20 protein-coding genes, 1 tRNA gene and 2 pseudogenes are annotated in these 25,684 nt (G+C 41.2%); 12 read left to right on the forward strand and 11 right to left on the reverse strand.

Translation table 11 applies throughout. The features are described from left to right. Positions 1 to 183: 183 nt before the first annotated feature. Positions 184 to 384: a helix-turn-helix domain-containing protein gene (locus QV280_RS11060; protein ID WP_021712371.1), complete on the forward strand. Its 201-nt coding sequence runs from the start codon at positions 184 to 186 to the stop codon at positions 382 to 384. 202 nt (positions 385 to 586) lie between these two features. Here QV280_RS11060 and QV280_RS11065 read toward each other — a convergent pair whose 3' ends face one another. The 3 genes from QV280_RS11065 to QV280_RS11075 all read right to left on the reverse strand — a co-directional run bounded on the left by QV280_RS11065 (position 587) and on the right by QV280_RS11075 (position 3,482). Beyond that, positions 587 to 1,162 carry a recombinase family protein gene (locus QV280_RS11065; RefSeq protein WP_021712372.1) on the reverse strand — a complete coding sequence of 192 codons (576 nt, stop codon included), beginning with the start codon at positions 1,160 to 1,162 and terminating at the stop codon, positions 587 to 589. A gap of 135 nt (positions 1,163 to 1,297) precedes the next feature. Beyond that, positions 1,298 to 2,188 carry a hypothetical protein gene (locus QV280_RS11070; RefSeq protein WP_021712373.1) on the reverse strand — a complete coding sequence of 297 codons (891 nt, stop codon included), beginning with the start codon at positions 2,186 to 2,188 and terminating at the stop codon, positions 1,298 to 1,300. A gap of 1,006 nt (positions 2,189 to 3,194) precedes the next feature. Next, positions 3,195 to 3,482, reverse strand: a complete 288-nt coding sequence (locus QV280_RS11075; protein ID WP_021712374.1) for a hypothetical protein — start codon at positions 3,480 to 3,482, stop codon at positions 3,195 to 3,197. A gap of 1,234 nt (positions 3,483 to 4,716) precedes the next feature. Between QV280_RS11075 and QV280_RS11080 the strand changes: the two genes are divergently transcribed. Both QV280_RS11080 and QV280_RS11085 read left to right on the forward strand, forming a co-directional pair. Then, the gene (locus tag QV280_RS11080; protein ID WP_021712376.1) at positions 4,717 to 6,033 is read left to right on the forward strand and encodes a leucine-rich repeat domain-containing protein; all 1,317 of its coding nucleotides are present in this window, start codon (positions 4,717 to 4,719) and stop codon (positions 6,031 to 6,033) included. 151 nt (positions 6,034 to 6,184) lie between these two features. Beyond that, positions 6,185 to 6,301, forward strand: a pseudogene (locus QV280_RS11085) (ISAs1 family transposase); the annotation flags it as partial. Positions 6,302 to 6,410: 109 nt separating this feature from the next. Here the strand turns inward: QV280_RS11085 and QV280_RS11090 are convergent. Together QV280_RS11090 and QV280_RS11095 are read right to left on the reverse strand one after the other, a co-directional pair. Continuing rightward, positions 6,411 to 6,587 (reverse strand): annotated as a pseudogene (locus QV280_RS11090) (IS4-like element ISPpr4 family transposase); the annotation flags it as partial. A gap of 342 nt (positions 6,588 to 6,929) precedes the next feature. Then, positions 6,930 to 7,014: transfer RNA gene (locus tag QV280_RS11095), tRNA-Leu, on the reverse strand. 337 nt (positions 7,015 to 7,351) lie between these two features. On the opposite strand from QV280_RS11095, the gene QV280_RS11100 reads away from it, so the two are divergent. Continuing rightward, entirely contained in the window at positions 7,352 to 7,825 is a 474-nt protein-coding gene (locus QV280_RS11100) for an RDD family protein (RefSeq protein WP_152819406.1), read from the forward strand. Positions 7,826 to 7,900: 75 nt separating this feature from the next. On the opposite strand, the gene lptG is transcribed toward QV280_RS11100, so the two are convergent. Both lptG and lptF read right to left on the reverse strand, forming a co-directional pair. Next, positions 7,901 to 8,971, reverse strand: a complete 1,071-nt coding sequence (gene lptG, locus QV280_RS11105; protein ID WP_367869508.1) for an LPS export ABC transporter permease LptG — start codon at positions 8,969 to 8,971, stop codon at positions 7,901 to 7,903. Continuing rightward, a complete protein-coding gene (gene lptF, locus QV280_RS11110; RefSeq protein WP_261823095.1) occupies positions 8,972 to 10,072 on the reverse strand; it encodes an LPS export ABC transporter permease LptF in 1,101 nt (366 codons plus the stop codon). It abuts the gene before it with no gap. A 219-nt stretch (positions 10,073 to 10,291) separates the two neighbouring features. Between lptF and pepA the strand changes: the two genes are divergently transcribed. From pepA to QV280_RS11125, 3 genes are all read left to right on the forward strand, one after another. Next, complete coding sequence (gene pepA, locus QV280_RS11115) at positions 10,292 to 11,803, forward strand: leucyl aminopeptidase (protein WP_152819405.1); 1,512 nt, start codon at positions 10,292 to 10,294, stop codon at positions 11,801 to 11,803. A gap of 67 nt (positions 11,804 to 11,870) precedes the next feature. Then, the gene (locus tag QV280_RS11120) at positions 11,871 to 12,332 is read left to right on the forward strand and encodes a DNA polymerase III subunit chi (RefSeq protein WP_152819404.1); all 462 of its coding nucleotides are present in this window, start codon (positions 11,871 to 11,873) and stop codon (positions 12,330 to 12,332) included. Between the two features lie 103 nt (positions 12,333 to 12,435). Next, a complete protein-coding gene (locus tag QV280_RS11125; protein WP_152819403.1) occupies positions 12,436 to 15,297 on the forward strand; it encodes a valine--tRNA ligase in 2,862 nt (953 codons plus the stop codon). Between the two features lie 88 nt (positions 15,298 to 15,385). On the opposite strand, the gene QV280_RS11130 is transcribed toward QV280_RS11125, so the two are convergent. After that, positions 15,386 to 16,421 (reverse strand): IS630 family transposase gene (locus tag QV280_RS11130; RefSeq protein WP_447026252.1). Its coding sequence is split into 2 segments (ribosomal slippage): positions 15,386 to 15,961 and positions 15,963 to 16,421, totalling 1,035 coding nucleotides; the frame shifts between segments, so codons are not numbered across the junction. 242 nt (positions 16,422 to 16,663) lie between these two features. Between QV280_RS11130 and QV280_RS11135 the strand changes: the two genes are divergently transcribed. Then, the gene (locus QV280_RS11135; protein WP_152822870.1) at positions 16,664 to 17,056 is read left to right on the forward strand and encodes a DUF2061 domain-containing protein; all 393 of its coding nucleotides are present in this window, start codon (positions 16,664 to 16,666) and stop codon (positions 17,054 to 17,056) included. 103 nt (positions 17,057 to 17,159) lie between these two features. On the opposite strand, the gene rraB is transcribed toward QV280_RS11135, so the two are convergent. Continuing rightward, positions 17,160 to 17,576: a ribonuclease E inhibitor RraB gene (rraB, locus tag QV280_RS11140; RefSeq protein ID WP_021712385.1), complete on the reverse strand. Its 417-nt coding sequence runs from the start codon at positions 17,574 to 17,576 to the stop codon at positions 17,160 to 17,162. Positions 17,577 to 18,017: 441 nt separating this feature from the next. On the opposite strand from rraB, the gene argF reads away from it, so the two are divergent. From argF to QV280_RS11160, 4 genes are all read left to right on the forward strand, one after another. Continuing rightward, positions 18,018 to 19,022, forward strand: coding sequence for an ornithine carbamoyltransferase (argF, locus tag QV280_RS11145; RefSeq protein ID WP_152822868.1), 1,005 nt, complete (start codon positions 18,018 to 18,020; stop codon positions 19,020 to 19,022). Between the two features lie 201 nt (positions 19,023 to 19,223). Next, complete coding sequence (gene pyrB / locus QV280_RS11150; protein WP_039970573.1) at positions 19,224 to 20,153, forward strand: aspartate carbamoyltransferase; 930 nt, start codon at positions 19,224 to 19,226, stop codon at positions 20,151 to 20,153. A gap of 16 nt (positions 20,154 to 20,169) precedes the next feature. Continuing rightward, entirely contained in the window at positions 20,170 to 20,631 is a 462-nt protein-coding gene (pyrI, locus tag QV280_RS11155; RefSeq protein WP_023404130.1) for an aspartate carbamoyltransferase regulatory subunit, read from the forward strand. A 42-nt stretch (positions 20,632 to 20,673) separates the two neighbouring features. Then, positions 20,674 to 21,063 carry a RidA family protein gene (locus QV280_RS11160; protein WP_023404129.1) on the forward strand — a complete coding sequence of 130 codons (390 nt, stop codon included), beginning with the start codon at positions 20,674 to 20,676 and terminating at the stop codon, positions 21,061 to 21,063. A gap of 131 nt (positions 21,064 to 21,194) precedes the next feature. Here QV280_RS11160 and hldE read toward each other — a convergent pair whose 3' ends face one another. Beyond that, complete coding sequence (gene hldE, locus QV280_RS11165; RefSeq protein WP_152822866.1) at positions 21,195 to 22,625, reverse strand: bifunctional D-glycero-beta-D-manno-heptose-7-phosphate kinase/D-glycero-beta-D-manno-heptose 1-phosphate adenylyltransferase HldE; 1,431 nt, start codon at positions 22,623 to 22,625, stop codon at positions 21,195 to 21,197. Between the two features lie 94 nt (positions 22,626 to 22,719). Then, positions 22,720 to 25,596, reverse strand: coding sequence for a bifunctional [glutamate--ammonia ligase]-adenylyl-L-tyrosine phosphorylase/[glutamate--ammonia-ligase] adenylyltransferase (glnE, locus tag QV280_RS11170; protein ID WP_152822864.1), 2,877 nt, complete (start codon positions 25,594 to 25,596; stop codon positions 22,720 to 22,722). Positions 25,597 to 25,684 lie beyond the last annotated feature (88 nt).

The raw sequence follows: 25,684 nt of genomic DNA on the forward strand, positions 1-25,684 counted from the left end.
ATAGTGTTAACCTTATCGAGGACAACACCTTTTACAAAACCTTATCTAGATGTATTATTAAGGCTACAATTTATCTCTCAAAAAACAATAATAACCTCCTATAGATTAAATATAGTAATAGAAAATTGCTTTTGCAAGTTTTTTTGCTCTTCTGTAGATAATAAAGATATAAAGGAAGTAATTTTGCTTAAATGTAACCTATCTAGAATCATGGGTGAGAAGCGATTGAAGATATCTGACGTTGCACGAGACACAGGGATAAACAGAGGTACTATCACCCGCATGTATAACGAAACGGCCACTCGGGTTGACCTTGATGTTATTGAAGCCTTGTGTCGATATTTAGAGATCGGTATATCAGAACTCTACCAACTTCAAGACTAGGGGTAGATCTAATAATTAAAGGGGAAGTAAGAGCAAAGTTCACACATACGATAGGACTGTTCTTGTTGCTCGACTTTCGAATTGATTGTTGCCTATGCGTATGTGTGACTTAATCAAGGCTCATTAGCGATACGTTAAATGAATTCGCGAAAGTGAATGTATTCAACACAAAACATATACACAATGAGAAATAGCCTTAAGGCTATGCACACTTATTCCAGTGCCTCTTCACTGTCGCAATGCCTAAGGCCAGTTCAGCAGCAGTCTTTCCCTGTGATAACCCATTCATTTTGCACTCCTGGACCCGTTTAGTTGTTTCAATAGCTATTGGCCTACCTAACTTCTTGCCTTCAGCTTTAGCTCTGGCTAAGCCTTCCTGAGTTCGCTCACGAATTCGGTTGCGTTCAAATTCAGCAAAAGCAGAAAACATTTGCAGCATGAGCTTACCTTCCGATGAAGATAAATCAGCAACAGGCAGATCAAGACAAACAACTTTAATATAGGAATCGCTTAGCATCTGAATAGTTTGTTGGACATCAATATTGTCACGCCCCAAGCGATCAAGTTTCAGCACGACTAATGTATCCCCTGCTTCTAGCTTGTGATTGAGCAAATTGGAAAACTGTTCTCTATCACAAGCTTTAGTACTACCTGATATAGTCTCAGAGATAATACGCGATGATAAAATATCGTATCCAGCATTCTGGATAGCTAATACTTGGTTTTCTGTTGTTTGCTCAGTAGTAGAAACTCGGCAGTACGCAAATACTCTTCCCATAAATCACCTATTGGTATCAAAAAACTTAGTATCATTATAGTTTAGGTATCATAAATTGCAAATCTAGTTTGTTGATACCAATTATGTTGATTTTTAACTGGTATCATTTAACGTGTGTTTATTGATACCAGACTGCTAATCAACTCTCTGGGTTGTGTCGTAATAAGATTTTGCCGTTTGCGTCATATCATTGATTAAAGTGTTTAGCAGCTCCCCATCTATATGGTAAAAGTAAATTTCTAGTTTAGAACTACCCTTCTTCTTCAGTAAGATATATTTATTATCTTTACGGTATAAGTAAGTTTCTGAGGAGGCGGATTTATACTCAAACATCATCTTGACTATAAACTTTATAGTATTAACATGCTGAGTCTCTAAATTGCAATTTTCTAACTCTTCTAGACCTGCAATTATATTATTATATTTTTTTGAGTTTTTTATTTCTAATTTCTGTAATGCATGAATATGATCCACATCATCATGAGTAAGCATATCAGGAATTATTTTATTAAAAATAACTTCATTTATTTTTGTAAACCTCATTAACTTTGAAATATAGCTAGGATGAACCCCCCAGTCTTTTGCTATTTTCTTTTGTGCTCTCCCACTTTTAACAGAATGCTCAACAAACATTGCTTTCTGATATTCACTCACACCATCTGTTTCTTTCATTAAATGCATCAAGGTAAATGCCTGATAACAGTTGTCACCCGAGTTCAATATCGAAACAATAGTGAACTTATCATCTGATTTGTTAGATTTAAACTTTTGGAAGTCACAGAAAGACGAAACTAATATTATCTTCTTTTTTTCTTCTGAGAAGTAGCCAAAAGCAGGCACTACTTGTTTATTACCTTGGACTTCTTTATTTTCAACAAAACAAGGTCGTAAGGAGGGAGAATATTCTACATATTCATTAAGTTCATCGTAGGTTAATTCTTGCTTACTATATTTAATAGTTTTGCTAGTTGAAATGAATGTTTCTTTAGTCGAAATTAGCTTATCTATGAAGTTATTTTTACTCATATTTCTGTACTCGATTTTCTTTAGAATATCGAATGAGTAAATTCATGTCAACATAGTTGCATATATTTCACACAACATCATAGCACTCAGAATCATGAACTACTAACATACAGTGCAACCAATTTTTCATAAAATGCTTTCTAAAGCAGTCGACTTGCAACGAAAAGCACCTGAATTGCATTCCGTTGCACTTTATATTTAGCGGTAATCAAGCATTTTGTTAGTCAGCACAGCCCGAAATAGAATGCTTCCTTATAGTAAGGTTATAAATTTATAATAGTTATAATAGTTATAATAGTTATAAATACCATGAATTAACCAAGCGATCCAGAATCTTTACAATAAAGAAACAAACCCACTAGCGCTTGCTTACATTTTACTGAGGGGATAAAAATTCCTTTGTCACCTTATACTCCATCACTTTATTCTGGCACTTATGTAACTTTCTACCATTTTCTGTAGTCCAAACATCGTGAGAGTAGATGTAAGGTAAGTTATCGCAACTTAGAAATATGATGGGGTTACCCCCTTAGGTAAGATGTCCATTAAGAGCTTCACTAGCTCTAGTCAGTTGGCCTTAATAAGCATGAATTAGATCACTTTGCTTCTACGTTATTGCATTAAATGGTTGTTTTCTCTTAAACGAGAACTATATTCCAACTGATATATATCAAGGGGGGGGGCAGCGTAAGTATCATTGATACTAAAAAGGTTAAAGGCAGAGTAAATCAGGTAAAGTAATCAAGTATACGGTAGGTTAATGCCCCTAATTTATCCGCTACCTGGGCACCATTTATCTATCATAATAATCGTGCTGATCGTGCAATAAGACCGCTAGGCTAATGATCTCAACCTATATGATTATGTGGTGAAAGCAATTTAGGAACTGGCAAAGCGTTAACCTAATACAGACTCACTTCTGCCTTGGTACTTCAAAAATTTATTATTATGCCCCGTGAGATCATGTCTATAAATCGTACAGTTTAACACAGTACATCTGAAGTCTTTACGCCTCTTCTACCTGATCTCTAGTGAAAATAGATTTACCATAGTATTTGTAAGCGGCTTTCTCCCCCCTTCTAACCTGATAACCTAGTTCCCTCCACTTATCATAGGTATGGCCTTCATTACTGTTCGTATCATTATCGATATATTCTTGGTCAGTCGATGAACTATATCTTTTTTTCGCCCTATAAGCATCAAGCCTTTTCTGTTCTTGATGTCGAAAATCGCCATGTACCATATCTGCGCCACTATTTCCAACCCCAAAAATCTCTTCCCATTCACTTCCCATACATTACCCTTAACTATATTATTAATTGAAAAAATTACTCAAAAGTAGATATTTTATCGTGTTATTATATTGATATTTTTTACCTTCTCCTTTTATTTATTGTTAACCATAGTCAATCTTGATAATAAAGTGTCAATTTTTGTACCCAAGGTGAAACTTAATAATGCAAATAGTAATAAAGCTATAATTGTGTTTATTTCAGATGTATTTGAAGTAAAGTAAAATAAAATAACGAAACTAAGCTCAAATGGCAGTAATGGTCTAAATAAACCTTTACATATACCTATATTGCTTTTACAAAAAGGACATGTAATCGAGGTTTTGTACATTAACTTCAACTTATCTTCTTTGCTAATATCAAGCCTGCACTTAGGGCATTGATATTTTTCTTTAAAATAATCTGTAAACATAATTTGTTCGCTGTTTTTACTTTTATCACCAGATCCATAGCTAACCGCCTTCGAATAAGTATCAAGCCCCACAAATGTTGAGCAAAAAGCAAACTGGCCGACTTTTTCGTCATGTTGATTTGCTCTGTCCTGTGAGTATCACAGACTCTCTCTTGTTCTTGACTCATAGTAATCAATGGCTTTAGCTATTCAGTAACCTTGAACTTGAGAGTACAACTTATCCCCCCCAAAAAAATCGTGTCCGAGCAATAATCCGCAATGAACATGGGGTATACAATAAACTAACAATTATTGTCATAATCTAACATCAAGAACAGCAGATCAAGGACTAACAATTAAAGGGGGGCAGAATTTTGAAGTTATACAGTTCAAAGTAATTAATTGGTCAGCTAATCAAGCTTTAGTGCACACTTTCGCTATTTTTTGTGTTATTGAGAAAGCTGTTTCAAGTACTGCAAACCTTAATCAACAACCACGTTATAATATTCAAAAGCTTGATTCGCTAAATGATGTTGTTTCATCCAGTTCCAAATTTGTTCTATATCATTAACAACGCCGTTATGACCTACTACTTTAAAGTACTAATGAAACCTTTGAACAAAAGTCTGAGCAAAGCTTTTTAGTGTTTGCGTGATCTTAGGGAATAGCTCTCGCTTGGCTTGCGATTTAACATTTACTTACTAATAAATTAAAATATTTACAACAAAAAATTTATGTAATTAAATGAGTTTCGATATTATTTGTATCCTTCTATATTTGATCTTGAAAATACATTCAATGAAGGGGTTTGATTATATTTCGCAAAATAACAATTGAGGCTATGCATGAAGGACTTTCTGACGGAATTTCAATATAACTTTGGAAAAGGTAATGATGATTATATCGATTACCACGATAATGGACAGGTGCACATCCATATAAAAGATAATGAAAAGCAAGTGTTTGATCATTCAGGTTCTTTAATTTATAAAATAGTACCATTTTATAAATATGAAGGTCTCAAGATATATGATAGATATGCATATGAAGTTTACAAATACAATGCATCAGGCGTAATAATTTCTTATCAAGAATTCTCTGGTTTTCTCAGTAAATTAAGTTTAGACATCACTTATAGAGATGACGGCAGTTTAGAAAAAAAGATAATTTACGATGGGCAGTTATACGATAATCAAGATATTTATCGAAAAGAGCGTACAGAGGTTGAATATTATCCAAATGGTAATGTCAAGACTGAGACTCGTTATAGGATATGTGACCCCAATGAAGAAAACTCTTTTGGCATTTATTCAATTAGAAGAATAGAAAGGGATTTTTTTGAAAATGGCTCTATTAATATAATAAGAAAATTTGATAGTAGCGACCGTCTCAGTGAATTTATATTTGATGATTTTTCAAGTCTTCAAGATTTATATGGTTGGGCGTTTGAGTATGATATTGAACTACCTGAAGATGAATCAAAATTAAAAAACATATTGAATCTTGATTTATCTGAAACTAGTGAACTAATTAACTATTTACCAAAATCAATTAGTAAGCTTAAAAACCTTACGCTTTTAGATCTAAGTGGCAATAACTTAACAACGTTACCTAAAACTATTGGTAAGCTAGCCAATCTTGAAACATTGAATATAGGATATAACAATCTTACTCATTTGCCTGAATCAATTGGCAGCTTGGTTAAGCTTAAAGACCTAGATTTAAGTAATAATGAAATCAATCAGTTACCAGAATCCATGAATCAGCTAGTTAAGCTTGAGGCATTAAATATAGGATATAACAATTTTACTCATTTACCTGAATCAATTGGCAGCTTGGTTAAGCTTAAAGACCTAGATTTAAGTAACAATAAAATCAATCAGTTACCAGAATCTATGAATCAGCTAGTTAAGCTTGAGACATTGAATATAGGATATAACAATCTTACTCATTTACCTGAATCAATTGGCAGCTTGGCTAATCTTGAAACATTGGATGTAACAGATAATCAACTTACTCATTTGCCTGAATCAATTAGCATCTTGGCTAATCTTGAAACATTGGATGTAACAGATAATCAACTTACTCATTTGCCCAAAGCCATTGATAAGCTAATTTATCTTGAAACATTATCTGTAAGCGGTAATAATTTTTCTAATTAGGTAAATACTGGATGTAAATTTAATTCGGGTATACTGTAGTGGTTTATTGAAATTAGCCTCCTAATTGGAGGCTTTTTAAGATCTAGGGATAACTTCAGAAATTCTCGCCTTATTTAACAGTTTGTACATTATGTGCATAAGCCAAACATCGCTTTTAAAGATGCTAGATTTACGTGGTGCTCTCGTGAGCATCAATGTGATGGTATGTCAGACTAAAATAGCCAAAACCATCATTAATCAAGGCGGAGACTATTTATTTGCGGTTAAGTACGACTTCTCCTACCCAGAAGAGAGATTAACGGATCTGGATAGGAGAAGTGAAAAAGTCATTAATGATAAAGCCAAATATACAGATTGAAACAAGCAGAGCACTTTAAGCGCCATGTGTCTTGGGTCGAAGCCCAAGATTGCGTATGGTGCTCGAATGATTTAGCTCTAGAGGCATTAGTCTAACTCACAGTCATATGCTCCATAACAATGGTCTGATAACGTTTAGAGAGTCTTGATTCTAGGAGACACGGAATTTGATGTTGCTCGAAAAAAGTCATAATCAGTACAACTGAAAAAATAGTTAACTCTCTTGATCATTGATCCTTAGCTCAGTTCCTTGAATCAAATCAACTGCTCGAAATGCGACCAATCTGTGTAGGTGCCTATAGCTAGATGTTGTATCTAAATATGGGAAAGAATCTCTGATTCGATATTTAGACCATAAAATACTCGACGGTCATGAATGATGTTCAGAGACGTGTCAGCATAAGCATCACTAGTACGTTTATGTCTATTACCTTCTAAACCCAAACAAAGAGTTCCTCTAGTAAGCACTCAATCTAAATTAATCTCATTGTCTTTAAACACAAAAAGCCCCTTACTTTCGTAAGGGGCTTTTTTGAATATGGTACCAGCGGGCGGACTTGAACCGCCACGCCCGAAGGCGGGGGATTTTGAATCCCCTTTGTCTACCAATTCCAACACGCTGGCATTTTTTAAACTATAAAACACTATAAAACTATTTTCAACATAATGTTGGATATAATTTTATAATATTATCAGTGGGTTAGTTACACTTATCCTATACACACCTTGGATTTTGAATCCGTCGTGTATACCAATTTCACCACACCGGCACTGCATACCTTGAAGGTATGTGTCGCATTATACGTAACCGAACCCGTCACGCAAGGATAAAAATAGTAATTATGATTCGTTCGCGTATTTTTTAAACATGAAGTGCACTTTTTTACACTGTACTGCTTTGCACGGAGCGGGCAAATGGCTATTCTGAATTTCAAAATACAATTATTAGAATATCAGGAAAATGAACTCACAAAATACCTTACCTAAAGCGGGTTTGATGCGACGTTTAAGTGCTTGGCTTTATGATGCATTTATCATTATCGCGATTGAAATGATGGCCGCAGGGCTTGTTGTCGCCATCTTTGAAGCTCTAGTGGCGGCGGGTGTGATGGACTATGGTCAATATATTGATGCTAGTGATTACCTCACTCGTCATCCGCTGTGGAGTGTGTTGTTTACCTTGTACTTAGCGACGGTTTGGATTGGATTTTTTGTATTTTTCTGGACAAGAGCTGGGCAGACTATTGGGATGCGAGCTTGGAAACTGCGAGTACAAAATAACGATGGTTCGCTCATCAGTGTCACTCAGGCTTGTATTCGCGTTGCAACTTCGGCGTTTGGTCTAAGTAACCTATCGGTTCCACTGGATAACCAAAAGCGTGGTTTCCATGATGTGTGGGCAAAAACTGAAGTCGTGGTACTGCCAAAAATATAACAACGGCTTAAAGTTACCCTCATTAAAAAAGGAAGGCGCAATGCCTTCCTTTTCTGTTTTAACAACTGTGTTAGCTTACAACTTACGCCGCAACAAGATAATCGCCACTAACATAAAGGCGATACTTGGCGCAATGGCCCCCCACATAGGTGGCACTTGATACACTACGCTCAGCGGGCCAAAAAACTCCGATGAGATATAAAACGTGAAGCCGGCAATGACCCCAGACAGTATCCTTGCCCCCATAGTAACGCTACGCAATGGGCCAAAGACAAATGACAGTGCCAACATCATCATTACAGCGATGGACAATGGCTGAGTGATCTTACGCCAGAAGGCTAAATCATAGCGTGAGGCATCTTGTTCTGAATCTTTCAGATAAGTGACGTAACTGTATAAGCCAGTTAAAGAGAGCTCCTCTGGCTTAACGGTGACTATCTCAAGCCGCTCCGGCACTAAGGTGGTTTGCCAATTTAAACTGGCTTCTTTCTCTTTACTCACCTGAGTTTCGTTGGTGTAAAGCGTGGTGGTCACTTGGTTAAGTTTCCACGTTTTATCGCCAATATAGTTAGCATCTTTGGCAAACATACTTCTGATCAGCTCTTTATTCTGGTCATACTCCCAGATATTAACCGCCTGAAGCTTGCCGTCATTCACTCGGCCAATATAAATAAAGTCATCACCATCTTTTGCCCAAACGCCTGAGCGAGTGGATACCATATGCCCCCCAGAAATAGAGGCGGTACGAAGGTCACGTGCCATTTTTTGCGCTTGTGGTGCACCCCATTCGCCCAATAGCATAACCATCAACATCAATGGTACAGCGGTTTTAAGCACTGACATGCCAATATCAACTTTGGAATAGCCCGCCGCCTGCATAACCGTCAGCTCAGAACTGGTTGCTAATGTACCCAAAGCAATCAATGCTCCTAGTAATGCCGCCATAGGGAAGAACATTTCGATATCACGAGGCACACTCAGCAGAACAAAATACAATGCGTGCAACAGATCATACGTGCCGCGCCCTACTTTTCGTAGCTGCTCAACATATTTGATAATGCCAGATAGGCCAACTAGGGTAACTAAACATATGCTTGAGGTCGCAATGATAGTTCTGCCTATGTATAAATCTAGAATCTTAAACACTTAAGAAGCCCTCTTCTGGCGAATCTTATCTTTCCAACGTCGCACTGGCAGACTGTCTATTGAGTTTAAGACAATGCCGACCACGAGCAAACTGATGTTCATTGGCCACATCCCCACAACATCGGAAATTTTACCCTCTTCTATCGCGGATTTTGCGGCACTGATTGCCATAAAGTATGCCAAATAAAACAAGATAGCAGGTCCCATTTTAGCAAAACGCCCTTGTCTTGGGTTTACCGCAGACAAGGGGATAACCACCAAGGTTAATAATGGAATACAGATAATTAAACTGATGCGCCAATGCAACTCTGCTTTCGCTTTTGGATCTGGGTTATTAAACAGCTGAATGGTTGGAATTGCCTCAAAGTCTCGACCTTTAGGTTTCACTTCTCGCTGACCGATGAGTGCATCATACTCATCAAAATTGGTCTTCATATAATCCAGCTGAGTCGGAATCCCTTCATAGCGGGTACCGTTATACAGAGTTAAAATCTGACGACCATCAGATAACTCTTTTGCTTCTCCAGAATCTGCAAACGCCACACTTGGACGAATTGAACCTTCACCCACAGTTTGCGCGACAAATACATTGGTTAATTTTTTGTCTTTTAAATCGTCAATAAAGACCACCGCACTGCCGTCTGGCGTGCTTTGGAATTGACCTTTTTGCAATAACTCTACGCTAGTCTCTGCGGCCAACTTATCCATTATCTGCGCTTCTTTATCTTGAGACCAAGGCGCAAAGTACAATGAGTTGAATGCAGCAATACCAGAAGTGATAAGTGCAAGGTACAACGCAGCCTGAATCAGAAATTTATTTCCGATCCCAGTTGCATTCATTACTGTAATCTCACTTTCAGCATATAAACGTCCGAAAGTAAGTAAAATACCTATATATAGACTCAGTGGTAGCATCAACAAGCCCATGGCGGGCATGTTTAGACCAACTACAGTCATAATAAGTCTGGCGGGAATGTCGCCATTTGAGGCATCGGCCAACACACTGATAAACCTTTGGCTTAGAAAGATTAAAAACAGTACGAAAAAGATGGCCAGCTGACTCTTGATTGTCTCGCGGATCAAATATCTAACAATAATCACGCTAAAGTCCCTATAAGCTTGGATGCAAAACTTGTATTTTTACAGGAATCGCTATAATTTCTGAATGAACCTTTTATTTTTCAAATTTACTGACTAATCGATAATCAATTAACTTGCTTATACTCATTGAGTAAACATAGCTCTTGACCAAGATTCAACAAGTTAAGCAGGCATTATCTAACATTTATTGTGGTTTGTCTTCACGATGTAGGAGTAGGCATGGAGTTCAGCGTAAAAAGTGGTAGCCCAGAGAAGCAACGCAGTGCTTGTATTGTTGTTGGGGTGTTCGAGCCACGTCGTCTTTCACCAGTTGCAGAGCAACTAGATAAAATCAGTGACGGATACCTAAGCTCCCTACTGCGCAGAGGCGATTTAGAGGGTAAACCAGGGCAGATGTTGTTGTTACATCAAGTACCTGGTGTGCTTTCTGAGCGCGTTTTGCTAGTAGGTTGTGGCAAAGAGCGAGAGCTTGGTGAACGTCAATACAAAGAAATCATCCAAAAGACCATTAGCACGTTAAACGAAACGGGCTCAATGGAAGCGGTCTGTTTCCTAACAGAACTGCATGTAAAAGGTCGCGATACTTATTGGAAAGTGCGTCAAGCTGTAGAAGCAACGAACGACGGTCTGTACACTTTCGACCAATTTAAGAGCAATAAGCCAGAAACACGTCGCCCATTACGCAAATTAGTGTTCAACGTACCAACGCGTCGTGAACTGAACATTGGTGAACAAGCGATCAATCATGGTTTAGCCGTTGCATCAGGTGTTTCAGCGTCAAAAGACCTAGGCAACATGCCACCGAATGTGGCAAATCCAGCATACCTTGCTTCTCAAGCGCGCCGTTTGGCTGATGACTATGAGAAAGTCACCACTAAAATCATCGGTGAGCAAGAGATGGAAAAACTGGGTATGACTTCATACCTTGCTGTAGGCCGTGGTTCACACAACGAATCCATGATGTCTGTGATTGAATATAAAGGCAATCCAGACGCAAGCGCGAAACCTATTGTGCTTGTTGGTAAAGGCTTAACCTTTGATTCAGGCGGTATTTCACTAAAACCAGGCGATGGCATGGATGAAATGAAATACGACATGTGTGGCGCGGCCAGTGTGTTCGGCACTATGAAAGCCTTGGCACAATTGAATCTGCCAATCAATGTGGTGGGTATTCTGGCTGGCTGTGAAAACATGCCAGGCAGCAATGCTTATCGCCCAGGTGACATTCTAACGACGATGTCAGGACAAACAGTAGAAGTATTAAATACCGATGCTGAAGGTCGCCTAGTTTTGTGTGATGCACTGACTTACGTTGAGCGTTTTGAACCAGATTGTGTAGTCGATGTGGCAACGCTAACTGGCGCGTGTGTGATTGCACTTGGTCACCATATTAGTGGCGTTCTATCAAATCACAACCCACTTTCTCATGAGCTAGTAAACGCTTCTGAGCAATCGGGAGATCGCGCTTGGCGTCTACCAATGGCCGATGAGTACCAAGAACAAATCGCCAGCCCATTTGCTGATATGGCGAATATTGGTGGTCGCCCTGCAGGTACTATCACCGCAGGTTGTTTCCTGTCTCGCTTTACCAAAAAGTATAACTGGGCTCACTTAGATATCGCCGGTACAGCATGGAAATCAGGTCAAGCTAAAGGCTCAACAGGCCGCCCTGTTTCACTATTGGTTCAGTTCTTACTAAACCGTAGCGGACAAGAAGCGGTAGAGTCTTAATCGCCTACGGCAATTAACCTAACCTATATTACGCCTCCTTCGGGAGGCGCTTTTATTGAGAAAGAACATGTCTATCGCCACTTTTTATCTCATCGAACCTAACAGCGCTGTAGATTCTAAGCTAGGTTTTCAACAGTACGTTTGCTACCTAATTAGACATTTTACTCGGCAAGGTGCGCGCATTTATCTCAATACCCAAGATAAGCAGCAAGCACAGCAGTGGGATGATGTCTTGTTTCAACTCGATAATGCTGATTTTATCGCACATAATCTTAGTGGCGAAGGGCCAGTTAATGGCACTCAAGTTGAAATAGGAACTGGTACAACTGAACTACATAGAACACGCAATATCGTCATTAATCTAGCGGAAGATGATACAAACTTTGCGGGAATAGTCTCTCAAGTGGTAGACTTCGTCCCTTGTGATGAAAAAGCGAAGCATGTTGCCCGAGAAAGATATAAAATCTATCGTCACGCAGGGTATCAAATGCAAACCGTATCCATCGCTGAACTGAACAAACAGAGCTGAACAAATAACCCAAACTTCATAGCTAAAGCATTTATTAATTTATCGTTAATAAACCCTTAATTTATGCAGTTTGCCATCAACCAATTATCCATGTAAGAGTATTATGGAAAAGACATATAACCCACAATCTATCGAACAAGATCTGTATCAGACTTGGGAAGAAAAAGGCTACTTTAAGCCACACGGTGACACCACGAAAGAATCATATTCCATCATGATCCCGCCGCCGAATGTCACAGGTAGCTTACACATGGGACATGCATTCCAAGATACCATCATGGATACGCTGATCCGTGCTGAACGTATGAAGGGCAAAAACACCCTTTGGCAAGTGGGTACCGACCACGCCGGTATCGCAACCCAAATGGTTGTTGAGCGCAAGATTGCCGCAGAAGAAAACAAAACTAAGCACGATTACGGCCGTGAAGCTTTCATTGATAAAATCTGGGAGTGGAAAGGCGAATCAGGCGGTACTATCACTAAACAGCTTCGTCGTCTTGGCGCATCTGTGGATTGGGATCGTGAGCGCTTTACTATGGATGACGGCCTATCAGCTGCCACTCAAGAAGTGTTTGTACGTTTGTACGAAGAAGACCTTATTTACCGTGGCAAACGCCTAGTAAACTGGGATCCAAAACTGCACACTGCGATTTCTGATCTTGAAGTAGAAAACAAAGATAAAAAAGGCCACATGTGGCACTTCCGCTACCCTCTTGCAGACGGCGTAAAAACCGCTGACGGCAAAGATTACATCGTAGTGGCAACCACTCGTCCAGAAACCATGCTTGGTGATACTGGCGTAGCGGTAAACCCAGAAGATCCTCGTTACAAAGATCTTATCGGTAAAAACATCCTATTGCCTCTAGTTAACCGCTTGATCCCTATCGTAGGTGATGAACACGCGGATATGGAAAAAGGCACAGGTTGTGTGAAAATCACGCCAGCGCATGACTTTAACGATTACGAAGTTGGTAAACGTCATAGCCTACCAATGATCAACATCCTAACCTTCAACGCTGACATTCGTAATGCAGCAGAAGTGTTCACGACTAACGGTGAAGAAAGCGATGTATACGCCACTGACCTACCTGAGAAATATCACGGTATGGAACGCTTTGCGGCGCGTAAAGAAATCGTTGCTGATTTTGATGCGCTAGGTCTGCTTGATGAAATCAAAGATCACGACCTAACCGTACCTTACGGTGACCGTGGCGGCGTAGTAATCGAACCTATGCTGACTGACCAATGGTATGTGCGCACAGCACCTCTAGCAGAGCCTGCTGTAAAAGCGGTTGAAGACGGCGAAATTCAATTTGTACCTAAGCAGTACGAAAACATGTACTTTGCTTGGATGCGCGACGTTCAAGATTGGTGTATCTCTCGTCAACTTTGGTGGGGCCATCGCATCCCAGCATGGTATGACAACGACGGCAAAGTGTATGTTGGCCGCAGTGAAGAAGAAGTACGTGAGAAACATAACCTTGCTCCAGTAGTTGTTCTTAACCAAGACAACGACGTATTGGATACTTGGTTCTCTTCTGCTTTATGGACGTTTGGTACACAAGGCTGGCCAGAAGACACAGAAGCACTGAAAACATTCCACCCATCAGAAGTTCTAGTATCTGGTTTTGATATTATCTTCTTCTGGGTTGCTCGTATGATCATGATGACCATGCACTTCGTGAAAGACGAAGACGGCAAACCACAAGTACCATTTAAAACGGTTTACATGACGGGTCTAATCCGTGATGAAAACGGCGATAAAATGTCTAAGTCGAAAGGTAACGTACTTGATCCTATCGATATGATCGATGGTATTGATCTTGAGTCACTAGTGACTAAACGTACTGGCAACATGATGCAGCCGCAACTGGCGAAGAAAATCGAGAAGAACACTCGTAAAACCTTCGAAGATGGTATCGAACCATACGGTACGGACGCATTGCGCTTTACTCTAGCGGCAATGGCATCGACTGGTCGTGACATCAACTGGGACATGAAACGCCTAGAAGGTTACCGCAACTTCTGTAACAAGCTATGGAACGCCAGCCGTTACGTACTAATGAACACAGAAGATCAAGATTGCGGTTTTGCCGCTGATGCCGAGCTAGAATACTCACTCGCTGACAAATGGATTGAATCTCAGTTTGAATTAGCCGCTAAAGAGTTTAACGCTCACCTAGACATTTACCGTCTAGATATGGCCGCTAATACTCTGTATGAGTTCATCTGGAACCAATTCTGTGACTGGTACTTAGAACTGACTAAACCGGTTCTTTGGAAAGGCAGTGAAGCGCAACAGCGCGCGACTCGTCGCACTCTGATTACAGTATTAGAGAAGACGCTACGTCTTGCTCACCCTGTGCTTCCATACATCACAGAAACCATCTGGCAGAGCGTGAAACCTCTAGTAGAAGGCGTTGATGGCGAAACCATCATGACTCAGCCTCTACCTCAATACGATGCAGCAAACTTTAACCAACAAGCTCTCGATGATATCGAGTGGGTTAAAGTGTTCATCACTAGCATTCGTAACCTACGTGCAGAATATGACATCGCCCCTAGCAAGCCATTAGATGTCATGATCAAATCGGCAGACGATAAAGATGCCGCTCGCCTAGAAGCGAACAAAGCCGTACTAATGTCTCTAGCAAAACTTGAGAACATTACCTTGCTAGAAGACGGCGCTGAGACTCCAGCTTGTGCAACCTCACTTGTTGGCAAGTCTGAGCTAATGATCCCAATGGCAGGTCTGATTGACAAAGACGCTGAGCTAAACCGTTTAGCTGGCGAAATCAAGAAAACTGAAGGCGAGATCAAGCGTATCGAAGGCAAGCTAAACAACCAAGGTTTTGTAGCGAAAGCACCAGAAGCCGTGGTTGCCAAAGAGCGTGAAAAGCTAGATGGCTACAAAGAAACATTAGCTAAACTTGCAGAGCAAAAAGCAACAATTGCCGCTCTATAATTAACAGTAAGTGCTTAGAAGGGTTGACGAAAGTCAGCCCTTTTTTTGTATTTGTTAACCTGATCACACCTTATACCAATCTGGAAAATTAACTGGTCAGGTCAATCCAGTCCCTTGTGCACATTTGAGCGACTCTACTAGTGCTTTTCAGAAACTGATTCCATGCTGAACATACCTTTCCCACTATATCGTTGTAGTCAGTGAAGCTTTGGTTAGAAAGATAATGTTGTCGGAGCCAACTCCAAACTTGTTCTATAGGGTTTAGCTCTGGTGAATAGGGCGGGAGTTTGATAATACTGACATTACTAAATCTCTCTGCAATATCATTGGTGTGCCATCCAGCACCATCCATAATAACCACTGCGTGACGACCTTTCTCGGTTGCTTCAGATATCTGCTTAAGGTGTTCGATCATGATGTCCTTGTTTACCCAAGGAACAACCATGGCTTCTCCAATACCTTTCGAAGGACAGACTGAGCCAAACAAATACGCATACTCAAACTGTTGTTGTTTTACCGCTCTCGGTCTTGAACCACGCTCAGCCCAAAGTCGAGTTGTGCTATTTTGCTGACCAAATCTGGCCTCGTCTTGAAACCATACATCAACGCTTTCAAGGCCTATATGGCCTGGGATCTTGAGGATCGTTTCAATTTTGAATTTTTTTAAAATCGTCTTGGATTTGTTGGGATTGATGAGGATGCTTAGATCGTGACGTTATCCAAGAGAAGCCCATATGGTTGAGCAAATAATAAATGGAATCAGGGTGATAGTGTTTATCAAACTCTTGCACTATATAAGCATGAATATCAGCACCGGTTAACCTTCCTCCAGATGAATCCGCAGCTCGACTCTTAATAAACTGGCTCAACTGTTCACGCTGCTCAACGTTAAGAAATGCAGGGCGACCTGTCCTTGGTTTTTCTTGTAGCCCTTCAAGGCCTTCCTCTAGGAATGTTTGAACCCACTTATTTACACTAGTCCTACTAACTTTAAGGAACTTAGCTATTTGGGTACGAGAATGACCATCCTTAAAATGAGCCAGTGCGAGTAATCGCATTTTCATTTGTATAGATTTTTGTTTGCTAGCAAGCTTTTTAAAATCAATGTCATTTAGGCTGTCCATTGCATCCATTCTATTGTAAAAGTGGCAAGCCTAATTAGATCATATTTTTACTTAGAATGGTATTACAAATGCCAACATAAACCATTGAAAATAAAACAAAAATAAGTAAAGACATCACTCTAGGCACCACTATAGATAATACCTATCAAAGCAATAGTGAAAAAGATATTGACCAAATGAGAATAATTATCAATACTGTTTACATCAAAACAAATTACTTACAACAAACTTTGGTATCGGTCATGAAAAAAACAATGAGCTTTGCAACCCTACACTTCTTTATCGCGTTCAGTGTGGCATACATTATTACAGGTGATGTGATTATCGGTAGCTTGATAGCGATGATTGAACCTAGCGTAAACACTGTGGCATTTTACTTCCACGAAAAAGTATGGCATTCGGTCCCATACCTAAAAGCAAAACAAGCATTTTCTCGCATCAAAACCGCCAGTTTTGCAGTTGTACACTTTAGCGTTGCGTTTACGGTTGTGTACCTAATTTCTGGTGATGCACTTGCCGGTGGTTTGCTAGCACTGATTGAACCATCAATTAATACCTGTGCTTACTACTTCCATGAGCGTGTATGGACAAAGTACTTTGCCAAGCAACCTAGCGCTACTCTAAGCCATGCTTAACTAAATCATGCTTAAGCACTAAATTCAGCCAGACACAAAAAAATAAAGCTCGCAATTGCGAGCTTTATTTTATGAAGCAGTATTCAAACAAAGAACAGGACGATTATTCTTCCTCGTCGTCTTCGTCATCAAACGGCAGAGCATCTTCACCTTCGTAGTAAGTGCCCCAGCCATCGTAAATAATGTCGTATTTTTCAGCAAGATTGATCAACTTTTCAGCCTGCATATCAATCAGCTCAGGATCTAAAGTACAAGTCATAGTTGCATCGCAGCACAACAATTTGTTGCCTTCTTCATCTTCTGACTCTTCAGCCTCTAAAACCTCAAAACCCATTTTGAAAGCTTCCACAACCGCTTTTTCTAAAGTTTCAAAATTCTCAGCAAAAAGGTGATGTTCAATTTCATACAAAGCATCAGGTTCACTACCGTCTTCAAGCAGAGCGGCGATAATGTCACGCGTCTCTTCTTTCTGAAATTCGATAAGTTCTTCGACTGATAGATACTCTTCCACTTGTGACATGGGTGCGCTCCCGAACAGGTAAAAAATAAAGGATTTATATACGGACGAAATATGGCACGGTTCGACGCGAAATACCATATCTAGGCTCAATCTAAAGATAGATTTCTTAAATCAGAGCCTTAGATAAAGCCTGCTACTTGCCCGTTATCCTTATGCTACCTATAAATGGCAAAATAGCCTGCCAATAGATGCATAAGCAATGCCTAAGACGTCATCTCGACAAGACGAAGCCGATTCCCTGCTTGAGCTAATCACCCAAAAATGCGCCATGACAATATTTCAGCTAGGGATAATTGATATATTAAGCAGACATTACCGATAAAACCTCGTGTATCAGTCACCGAATCAAAAGAGACTTAACTCAATAAAAGTGAATTGATATTTGATTTTATAGCATTTCTATGCAATAAAATCAGAATAGAATCAAATGAGAGAATCCTTATGGCTTATAATCTAAGAAATAGAAATTTCCTAAAACTTTTGGACTTTAGTCAAAAGGAAATTCAGTTCTTGCTCGACTTTGCCGCCGAACTAAAAAAAGCAAAGTATGCTGGCACAGAGCAAAAGCGTTTACTGGGAAAAAACATTGCGCTGATCTTTGAAAAATCATCAACAAGAACACGTTGCGCATTTGAAGTGGCGGCTTTTGACCAAGGCGCACAAGTATCATACTTAGGTCCATCAGGCTCTCAGATTGGTAATAAAGAGTCCATGAAAGACACAGCCAGAGTACTCGGACGTATGTACGATGGCATCGAGTATCGCGGCTTTGGTCAGTCGATTGTCGAAGAGCTAGGCGAGCATGCTGGCGTACCAGTTTGGAATGGTCTAACTGATGAATTCCACCCTACTCAAATACTGGCTGACTTTCTGACCATGCAAGAGCATGCGCGAGGCAAGCAACTGCATCAAATCAGCTTTGCCTACCTTGGCGATGCTCGTAACAACATGGGTAACTCTCTGCTGGTTGGCGCCGCTAAAATGGGCATGGATATTCGATTGGTCGCCCCTAAAGCATACTGGCCAGAAGAAGAGTTGGTCGCGCAATGTCAGCAGATTGCACAAGCAACGGGGGCTAGCATCACTCTTACCGAAGATGTTGCGGCTGGTGTTAAAGGTTGTGACTTCTTATACACCGATGTTTGGGTTTCTATGGGAGAGCCAGCAGAAGCATGGGAAGAGCGCATTGCCATCATGAAGCCTTACCAAGTGAACATGGCAACCATCAAAGCCACCGACAATCCACATGTGAAATTCATGCACTGCCTACCGGCTTTTCATGATGACCAAACCACAGTCGGTAAAGAGATTGCCGAAAAATACGGTATGCAAGGTTTAGAAGTGACTGACGAAGTTTTTGAGTCAGACTACTCGATTGTTTTTGATGAAGCAGAAAACCGCATGCACACTATTAAGGCTGTAATGGTCGCAACTTTAGGTCACTAATTCTACTCCTGAGACTTGCGATAACATCAGCAGTGAGTATAATCCCACACGATAAATAGGAGGATTGTATGCTGCACCGTGGCAATCGAAACATGACGACAAAACACAGCCAACGCCGTGTTCAACTCCTATTCATTTAGAATTCTATAGCCTCCCTTTTTTAGGGGGGCTTTTTTGTATGTACGACCAGGGGAAGAAACCATGCAAAACACGCTTTTCAAAAAGCACATCATCTCCATTCCTGAGCTAAACCGTGAAGAGCTTGAACTGATTGTTCAGACGGCAGGAAGATTAAAATCAGACCCTATGCCGACACTGCTACAGAATAAGGTGATTGCGAGTTGCTTTTTTGAGCCATCAACCCGAACACGTCTCTCTTTTGAAACCGCAATTCAACGTATTGGCGGTAGTGTGATTGGTTTTGATAATGCAGGTAATACGTCCCTAGCGAAAAAAGGGGAAACATTGGCTGACTCAGTACAGGTTATCTCAACCTATATTGATGCCTTTGTTATGCGCCACCCACAAGAAGGTGCTGCGCGACTTGCGTCAGAGTTTTCCAATGGTGTGCCAGTGATTAATGCGGGTGACGGTTCAAACCAACACCCAACACAAACCTTGCTTGATCTGTTCTCTATTTACGAAACTCAAGGTCGTTTAGACAACATCAACATCGCATTTGTGGGTGATCTTAAATACGGTCGTACCGTGCACTCACTAACGCAAGCATTGGCTAAATTTAACAATGTGCGCTTCTATTTCATCGCCCCTGAAGCTCTAGCTATGCCAGATTATATCTGCGAAGAGTTAGATGACGCAGGTATCCAATACAGCTTACATACAGATATGGAAAGCGTGATTCCTGAGCTGGATATTTTGTACATGACTCGCGTACAAAAAGAGCGTTTCGATGATTCAGAATATGCACATATTAAATCGGCGTACATCCTAACCGCTTCACTGCTTACCAATGCTCGTGAAAATCTAAAAGTGCTGCACCCATTGCCGCGTGTTGATGAAATCACGGTAGATGTCGATAAAACGCCACATGCCTACTATTTCTCTCAAGCAGAAAATGGCGTCTACGCTCGTGAAGCCTTATTGGCTCTTGTCCTAAACCAAACCCTGTAATAGAGGAGATTTAACCATGACTAAACCCACTCAATTACAAGTTGAAGCGATCAAAGACGGCACTGTAATCGACCATATTCCTGCACACGTTGGCACTAAAGTGTTAAAACTGTTCGCCATGCACAAGTCGAATGAACGTGTCACTATCGGTCTTAACCTGCCTTCATCAGCGTTGGGCGCAAAAGACATTCTAAAAATTGAAAATGTGTTCATTAACGAAGAGCAAGCCAGCAAGTTAGCCCTGTATGCACCTTGCGCGACCGTGAACCGAATTGAAGATTACCGCGTAGTGAAGAAGCTAGAGCTTGAACTACCGAAAGCAGTTAAAGGTGTATTTGCGTGTCCAAACAGCAACTGCATTACTCACGGTGAACCGGTAGAAAGTCACTTTAGTGTCATCGAAAAGAAAGACCGTATTCGCTTAAAATGTAAATACTGTGAAAAAGTGTATTCACGTGAAGTGGTCACTGAGTTATAAATAGACTTTATACAACTAAATTAAGATGGAATTGGAATAACAATGACTAAAGTTCTTCATACTGAAAATGCTCCTGCGGCAATCGGCCCATACGTACAAGGTGTTGATCTAGGCGGCATGGTAATGACTTCTGGACAGATCCCTGTCAACCCAGAAACAGGCGAAGTGCCATCTGACATTGCTGAGCAAGCGAAGCAATCTCTAGCCAACGTAAAAGCGGTTGTAGAATCTTCAGGCTTGAGCGTTACTGATATCGTTAAAATGACGGTATTCGTAAAAGATCTTAACGATTTTGCGACAGTTAACGAAGCGTACGGTAAATTCTTTGATGAGCACAACGTAGCAAACTACCCTGCTCGTTCATGTGTTGAAGTAGCACGTCTTCCAAAAGATGTCGGCATTGAAATCGAAGCTATCGCAGTTCGTAAATAGTCTCTAAGCTAATCGTTTAGAACAAGCTGCTTAAAGAAAAGCTGTTTAAATAAAGAAGGGAGCCAACTAGGCTCCCTTTTGTTATCCATTCTCACCGGTATAAAACAAGGCAAGTTAGTCAGGCAAAAGAATTACTCTTTACCGCCTTTAATCGCTTCAATAATTTCTGTTGTTGAGCAACCATTTTCAAAGTTAAGCACTTCGACTCGGCCACCAGCGGCGATCACTTCTTCTCCACCTGCTATTTCTTCAGGCTTGTAATCACCACCTTTAACCAGCAAATCAGGCAATACTTCAGAGATTAATCTTTGTGGAGTATCTTCCGAGAATGGAACCACCCAATCTACCGCGCCTAAGCCCGCTAAAACCGCCATACGGCGATCCGTTGGGTTAACTGGTCTTGCAGGACCTTTTAAACGTTTAACCGAGTCATCGGTATTTACCGCGACAATTAAACGGTCGCCAAGACCTGCCGCATGGTTAAGGTATGACACATGCCCTGCATGTAAAATATCAAAACAGCCGTTGGTCATCACTACGCGCTCACCTTTCGCTTGTAGCTTTTTCACAGCCGCAATCAGTGCTTGCTCTCCAATCACACCAAAATCAGTGTCTTGTGAACCGTGCATTGCTTCGGCAAGCTCAATGGTCGATAGCGTTGAAGTGCCTAGTTTACCGACAACAACGCCAGCGGCTGCATTGGCAAGAGCACACGCTTCATCTAACGGTTTACCCGCTGCAACGGACGCTGCCAATACCGAAATTACCGTATCACCGGCACCGGTCACGTCATACACTTCTTGCGCTTGAGTTGGCAAATGGAATGGGTCTAATCCACGACGCAGTAGCGTCATGCCATTTTCACTACGTGTGACCAGCAGAGCTTCAAGATCGAACTTTTCAATCAGTTCCAAGCCTTTTTCAGCCAGTTGTTGGTCATCTTTAATCGGACCAACCACACACTCAAACTCAGACATATTTGGCGTTAATAGTGTTGCGCCGCGGTAGCGTTCAAAATCAGCGCCTTTAGGGTCAACAAACACCGGCACACCGGCTTTTCTGGCTTTTTCGATCATGGCTTTAGAGTGCTCTAACGCCCCTTTGGCATAATCAGACAAAATTATGGCTTTGCTGTTTTGCAAAGAGTTATCGAGACGTGAAAGCACTTTTTCAGAATCGATATTCTCAAATTTATCTTCAAAATCTAGACGGATAAGTTGCTGACCTCGGCTCATCACACGTAATTTGGTGATGGTTGGATAGTCAGGCAGAGAAATAAAATCACACTGTACGTTCAATGCACTTAACTTTTCAGTCAGCATACGTGCAGGCTCATCTTCCCCAGTTAAACCGATTAAATGCGAAGCGCCCCCTAGAGCGGCAATATTCATTGCAACGTTGGCTGCGCCCCCTGGACGCTCTTCGTTATTTTCAACCTTAACGACCGGCACTGGTGCTTCAGGGGAGATTCGACCTGTAGGACCGTACCAATAACGGTCTAGCATCACATCACCGACAATAAGGACATCTGCCTCGCTATAATCAGGCAAGATTGGTTTCATAACGACTCCACATAATAATTTTTGCTTTTAATTTTCACTGTCAATTCTAGCATAGCTAAAGATATATCAAAGTAATGCTAAGCGTTTGAGCAATTTAACATTGTTCGTTGCTCACTTGCCCATCTTTCATCCACTCACACCACATCTCACTGACAAATTTACGTTGTTCCATAAACTTATCTTGCGCCACATTCGCGTCTAAATTGAGTAAGTTTCGTCTATGGATTTCATTTCGCATCGTGGTGTACGCCTCGGCTAATGCTTTAGCTTGCTCGGCTGAAAGTAAATCCACTTCCACAAGGCTGTCGAGAATACGGACATTATCAGACCATTTTGTCAGGCTAGTGTATTGATGCGCATAGTTAAGCACCCAATATTGGGTCAAAAACTCAATGTCAGTGATGCCGCCAGGATCTTGCTTGAGCATAAATCGATCTTTCTTTTTACCGCCTAAGTGATCGCGCATTTTCTCACGCATTTTTACCACTTCACTGCACAACGGTTGTGGTTCGCGAGCGAGACACAACACTTTGTTTCTCACCTTGGCAAAAGCATCCACCAGCAGAGCATCTCCGTATATAGGACGAGCACGTACTAGCGCTTGATGCTCCCAAGTCCACGCTTCTGTCAGTTGGTATTCTTCATAAGAATCAATCGGGCTCACCATTAACCCTGAGGCGCCAGAAGGTCTTAGGCGCGTATCAATTTCGTAAAGGATGCCTGATGCGGTGCGAGTAGAGAATAAATGGGTAATTCTCTGCGCCAAACGCAGATAAAACTGTCGGCCATCAATGGATTTCTCACCATCGGTATACGCCGATATAGGACAATCGTGCACAAACACTATGTCTAGATCTGAGTTGTAGCCTAACTCCCAACCACCAACTTTGCCGTAACCCAATACTGCAAAGCCACGACCTTCTCTGCCTTCTAAATGGTTTGGTTCGCCATATTTTGCCGCCATTTGGCGCCATGCTTGGTTGATGACTTGCTCGACAATAGCTTCGGCTAAATAAGTTAAGTGGTCACTTACTTTCATTACAGGCAATACACCTGCAATATCAGCAGCAGCAATACGTAAGATGCAGGTTTGCTTAAACTGACGTAGAGCTTCCATTTGTTGCTCCATATCCTCTTCAGGGATACGAGCCAAATAATCTCGCAATTCAGATTTGTAACTGCTTAGCTCAACCGGTTTATATAACTGCTGTGGATCAAGAAGCTCATCGAGCAAGATAGGATAACGCCCTAATAGCTCTGTGATCATAGGGCTAGCTGTACACAATCTCACCAGTTGCTCTAATGCGGCTGGGTGCTCATCGAGCAATTCGAGATAGGTGGTTCGAGTGACAATTTTCGCCAGTACCGTCAGCACTCGCTCTAAGCCAAACTCACCTTCTGGATGTGATAATACGGTATGCAGTAACTTAGGCATTAAGTGCGTAATTACCTCTCGCCCTCTTGGCCCTAACGTTTTCTTGCCTAGCTCAGACTTAAAGTGACATAAACTGCTAGAAAGTTCAGAAAGCTCTTTCTCTTTTACGTCAACAGACAACTCCTGCAAAATCGTCTGCACTTGCTCTGGCTCTTTGGCCAAACTCCACAATTCCATATAGGCAGCGTCTATGCTTTGACCCTGCTCTTCTTCATCACCAATTAATTCTTCAAAGACATGGTGCACATTCGCCATATGCTGACTTAATTCAGTTTGTAGATCTGAAAACTGATTAAAGCCCATCACCACAGCCAGTTTGTGCTGATTATCCGCATCTTCTGGCAAGGTTTGAGTTTGTTTATCTTCCATTGCTTGCAATAGATTCTCAAGGCGACGTAAGAAACAATAAGCGCTCATCATGCCATCAACATCACTAGGCTCTAATAGCTGTTGCTGTTTGATAGCTTGCAAGGTTTCAAGTAAACCTCGACCACGCAGGCTTGGCTCACGCCCGCCACGAATCAATTGAAAAACTTGTGCGATAAACTCAATCTCACGGATACCGCCAGGGCCTAACTTAATATTATTGGTCAGCCCTCGACGACGCACTTCACTGCGAATCATGGCTTTCATACGGCGCAATGATTGAATGGCACTAAAGTCGATATAACGACGGAACACAAATGGACGCAACATCTGGCGAAGTTCTTGGTATTGAGGGTACATTTCTCGCCCCATCACCCGAGCTTTGACCATCGCATAACGTTCCCAATCACGCCCTTGCTCTTGGTAATAATCTTCCAATGCGGCAAAGCTCATCACCAGTGGGCCACTTTCGCCAAACGGACGTAAACGCATGTCGACTCGATAGCAAAAACCATCTAGCGTATTTTGATCTAATGATTTAATTAAACGCTGACCCAAGCGGGTAAAAAATTGCGCGTTGGCAATCGGACGTCTTGCACCCTCAGTTTCGCCGTTTTCTGGATAGGTAAATATAAGGTCGATATCTGAGGAGAAGTTTAATTCGCCCCCACCCAGTTTACCCATACCAATCACGAGCATGGGCTGATCGGCGCCATCGGAACCTTTCGGTGTGCCCCACAATTTAGTGCAGTCGGCATAATGCCATGCATAGCTTTCAAAGATCATAGCTTCAGCAAGCATAGAAACGTGCGCAAGGCTTTGCTCTACTGACCAACTCGCCACAATGTCTCGCCATGCAATAGTGATGATTTCATGGTTACGAAAGTCTCTTAGTACTTTCATGACCTTATTTTCATCTTGGCAAGTCGCTAATAACGCATGCAAGTCTGTTCGATAGTTGCAGCAACGCTGCTCGCTTTGCAACATATCTGGAAGCTTCAATAACAAGGCTTCATCACAAAGCAGTCGATTAAAAATAAACGAGCTGAAATTGACCACTCGATTTAACTCATCGAGATATTGCTGTGACCATTGCTCTGTAATAAAAGGAAACTTACTAATAAGTTGCTCAGTTCTAACGACTGTGGCTTGTTCTGAATTAAGATGCATAAAAGTCCATTCTTGCGTTCAGGATATGAGGGGCATGTATAGAGCATAAAAAAGCGCTAACCCAAGGGCAAGCGCTCAATCTCTGAAA

This window comes from Vibrio sp. B1Z05 (assembly GCF_052955985.1).